This window comes from Oxalicibacterium sp. (assembly GCF_035565035.1).
Lineage (GTDB): Bacteria > Pseudomonadota > Gammaproteobacteria > Burkholderiales > Burkholderiaceae_D > Oxalicibacterium.
The window spans coordinates 1-4,203 of the sequence record NZ_DATMTD010000120.1 but is presented as its reverse complement, the minus strand read 5'-3'; the positions used below and the strand labels follow the sequence as shown (position 1 = coordinate 4,203).

General features: G+C 56.5%; 3 protein-coding genes. All 3 read right to left on the bottom strand.

The window, feature by feature from the left end; translation table 11 throughout:
* Positions 1–2,467, bottom strand: a 2,467-nt coding sequence (gene gyrB, locus VN114_RS13015) for a DNA topoisomerase (ATP-hydrolyzing) subunit B (protein ID WP_325515531.1), incomplete at its 3' end; no start/stop codon positions are given.
* Positions 2,468–2,857: 390 nt separating this feature from the next.
* Positions 2,858–3,964, bottom strand: a complete 1,107-nt coding sequence (dnaN, locus tag VN114_RS13010; RefSeq protein ID WP_325515529.1) for a DNA polymerase III subunit beta — start codon at positions 3,962–3,964, stop codon at positions 2,858–2,860.
* A gap of 24 nt (positions 3,965–3,988) precedes the next feature.
* Positions 3,989–4,203 (bottom strand): hypothetical protein (locus VN114_RS13005; RefSeq protein ID WP_325515527.1); only part of this gene is annotated, 215 nt, incomplete at its 5' end.

Sequence of the window (4,203 nt, the reverse complement as noted above, 5' to 3'; positions counted from 1 at the left end):
TCGTCTCAATAAACGCTCTCCGCGGTTCCACATCATCCCCCATCAACGTCGTGAAAATCTGATCCGCTGCGATGGCGTCTTCGATCTGCACTTTCAATAGGCGGCGTACAGTTGGGTCCATCGTTGTTTCCCACAGTTGTTCCGGGTTCATCTCGCCCAGACCTTTGTAGCGTTGCTTGCCGACGTTGCGTTCTGCTTCGCTGCGCAGCCAGCCCATCGCCTGGTGGAAGTCGCTGATGGCGCTGATCTTGGCTTTGTCGCCGAGGCCGCGCTGGATCATTGCGCCCGCGCCGATCAAACCCTTGAAGGTTGCGGCGGCGTTGGCGAGAACCATGTAATCCGGGCCGGTGACAAAGTCTGCGTCGAAGCCGGTGACCTTGACGTTACCGTGCTGCATGCGCTGGATACGCAATGCGTACTTGTCGGCCAGCTCATCGTGGACGACTGCGACCTTGACCGCCGGGTCGTTGATGCCTTGCTGCAGACGCGCGGCCGATCCGTCAGCTGCCTCTTGCGAGCTGAGGTCGAGCGTGACGCCGGTCATGATGGCGGTGAGCGCTGCGGAATCGATCACGCGCGTCAGGCGATTGATGATAGCGTTGGCGGTGTTGTACTGACGAACCAATTCGGACAGGGCATCACCGCTGATCGGTGCTGCGCCTTCCGACGGGATCAGTGCGGCGTCGTTCAGTGCGATTTGCATCATGTAGACGGCTTCTTCGACGTCGTCCTTCAGATAGCGCTCGTCCTTGCCGTGCTTGACCTTGTACAGCGGCGGTTGCGCGATGTAGACGTGGCCACGCTCGACCAGCAGCGGCATCTGGCGATACAGCAGCGTGAGCAACAGCGTGCGAATGTGGGCGCCGTCGACGTCCGCATCGGTCATGATGATGATGCGGTGATAACGCAACTTGTCGATATTGAATTCGTCCGCGCCGATGCTGGTACCCAACGTGGCGATCAGCGTGGTGATCTGTTCGCTGGAGAGCATTTTTTCAAAGCGGGCTTTTTCGACGTTGAGGACTTTACCGCGCAACGGCAGGATCGCCTGGAATTTGCGATCGCGACCTTGCTTGGCGGAGCCGCCTGCGGAGTCACCTTCGACCACGTACAGTTCGCACAGTGCCGGATCTTTTTCCTGGCAGTCGGCCAGTTTGGCGGACAGGCCGAGGCCGTCCATCACGCCCTTGCGACGGGTCAGGTCGCGCGCTTTGCGCGCGGCTTCGCGCGCACGTGCGGCTTCGACGATCTTGCCGCAGATGATCTTGGCGTCGTTCGGTTTCTCGGCGAGGAAGTCGGTCAACGTCTTGGCGACGATCTCTTCGACCGGGCCGCGCACTTCGCTCGATACGAGTTTGTCTTTGGTCTGCGAGCTGAATTTCGGCTCCGGCACTTTAACGGACAGCACGCAGGTCAGGCCTTCGCGCATGTCGTCGCCGGTGACTTCGACCTTGGCTTTTTTCGCAAATTCGTTTTCTTCAATGTACTTGTTGATGACGCGCGTCATCGCGGCGCGCAGGCCGGTCAAGTGGGTGCCGCCGTCACGTTGCGGAATGTTGTTGGTGAAGCAGAGCACCTGTTCGTTGTAGGCGTCGTTCCATTGCATGGAGACGTCGACCGTGATGTTGGTGCCCTGGTCCGACAAACGCTCACCGGTCGCCTGGAAAATCGTCGGGTGCAACACGCTCTTGGCCTTGTTGATGTATTCAACGAAGCCGCGCGTGCCGCCTTCAAACGCGAAGTCTTCTTCCTTGCCGGTGCGCTGATCGGTCAGCTTGATGTGCACGCCGTTGTTGAGGAAGGACAGTTCGCGGATGCGCTTGGCCAGAATGTCGTAGTGGAATTCGACATTGGTAAAAATCTCTTCGTCGGCCCAGAAGTGGACTTCCGTGCCGCGCTTGTCGGTATCGCCGACAACCTTGATCGGCGAGACAACCTGGCCGTCGATGGTTTCAATCTCGCGATTCTGTGGCACACCGCGCACGAATTCCATCTGGTGCACTTTGCCATCGCGACGGATCGTCAGCTTCAACAGTTTGGACAAACCGTTCACGCACGACACGCCTACGCCGTGCAGACCGCCGGACACCTTGTACGAGTTCTGGTCGAACTTGCCGCCGGCGTGCAGTTCGGTCATGACGATTTCTGCCGCGCTGCGTTTTGGTTCGTGCTTGTCGTCCCACTTGATGCCGGTCGGAATGCCGCGGCCGTTATCGGTGATCGAAATGGAATTATCGGAATGGATGGTGACGTGGATCTCGGTGCAATGACCCGCCAGCGATTCATCGATGGAGTTGTCCAGCACTTCGAACACGCAGTGATGCAGGCCGGTGCCGTCCGACGTATCGCCGATGTACATGCCGGGGCGTTTGCGGACTGCTTCCAGGCCTTCAAGAATCTGGATGGACGACGCACCGTAGTTGGCGGATTGCGATGGAGGGATGTTCTCGTTCGGGATCGCGGACATGGCTACCTTTAAATAACGTTACTGAATCGTTCGCATGCAATGGGAGTTCGACCCTTCTCTTCGGAATCGATGATCCGAAGACGGAAAAGCGGATGGCGGCCTGAATTCCTGATGGGATTCAAAGAGGTGGTCCATCCGGCTTTTTCCCTGAAGGAGAAAAGCGCTTGCCGACGCTGGTTTGCCGGCTGGCTTGACCTCACATCTGTTTGCGAAAAACTTCTGCAAAACGAACTGCGGGACTGCTTTTTTGCTGCTTGTCTTCGATACAAAATACACGTACCGACAGATGATTCATATGAGGGCAAGTTTCTGTTTTTAAAGCAGTTTTAACCCTCGGGCGGCAACGAAAAACAGGAATTTTTCGTTGCCGTTTTGACTCTTTTTAGCTCATCAAATACGCATCGGCATGACGACGTATTTGAAGTCCGGATTATCCGGCACCGTGATCAGCGCGGACGAATTGGCATCGCCAAGAGCGATGTTGATGCTGTCGCCCTTCAGGTTGTTCAATACGTCGAGCAGATAAGTGACGTTGAAGCCGATATCGACGCTATCGCCGCCGTAATCGATTTCGATTTCTTCGACCGCTTCTTCCTGGTCGGCATTGGTGGAACTGATCTTCATGCTGCCGGGGCTGACGATGCACCGCACGCCCTTGAACTTGTCCGACGTCATGATCGCGGCACGCTGCAACGAACGCAGCAAGGCATCGCGGCCAAGCGTGAAGTTGTTCTTGTAGCCCTTCGGCACGACGCGCGTGTAATCCGGGAACTTGCCTTCGACCAGTTTGGAAATCAGTTCGATGTCGCTGAACGTGAGCTTGACCTGGTTGTTGGCGATCTCCAGATCGACAGGCTGGTCGGTATCTTCCAGCAGGCGTTGCAGTTCGAGAATCGTCTTGCGCGGAATGATGACTTCCTGACGCGCGAATTCCTGTTCGGTTGCAACCTGGCAGAAGGCCAGACGGTGACCGTCGGTAGCAACCGCGATGACGTTCTTGCCGTCGACGACCAGCAACAGGCCGTTCAGGTAATAACGAATGTCCTGTTGCGCCATCGAGAAGTGCACCATATTAAAGAGGTGCTTCAATGTCTTCTGCGGCAGCGTGACCTTGGCGTTGTACTGCTCGGCTTGCGCAACTGTCGGGAATTCTTCAGCGGCCAGCGTCTGCAAAGCAAAACGCGATTTGCCCGACTGCACGGTCATGCGCTTGTTTGCCAGCGTCAGCGCCACGTCGCCGGAATCCGGCAGCGCACGGAGAATGTCGAGCAGCTTGCGTGCTGCAACAGTGGTCGACGTGACGTCGTTACCGCTGCCGACTTGCGCGTGCGTGGTGATCTGCACTTCGATGTCGGTCGACAGGAATGAAACACGCTCGCCATCCTTGCGAATGAGGATATTGGCCAGAATCGGCAATGTGTGCCGACGCTCGACAATACCACTCACAATCTGCAACGGACGCAACAGCGCATCTCGTTGGGTTTTGACCAATTGCATAGTTGGATCCTTATCGATAGATAGTTAAACAAATGCGCGAATGCGATATTCACTAAACCAATGCCGCGATGACTGTTCGCGCAACCGCGGCAAAACTTCATTCCGGCTTTTTTTCTTGTCGCTGTCGCTTGTCAGAAAAACTGTTATCCCCTGAATGACGACCGGCAGATTTTTATAAACCGGACGGCCCCGGCAAACCACTCCGTATTTTGACAGAAACGCCCGCCCAAAACCCGTTC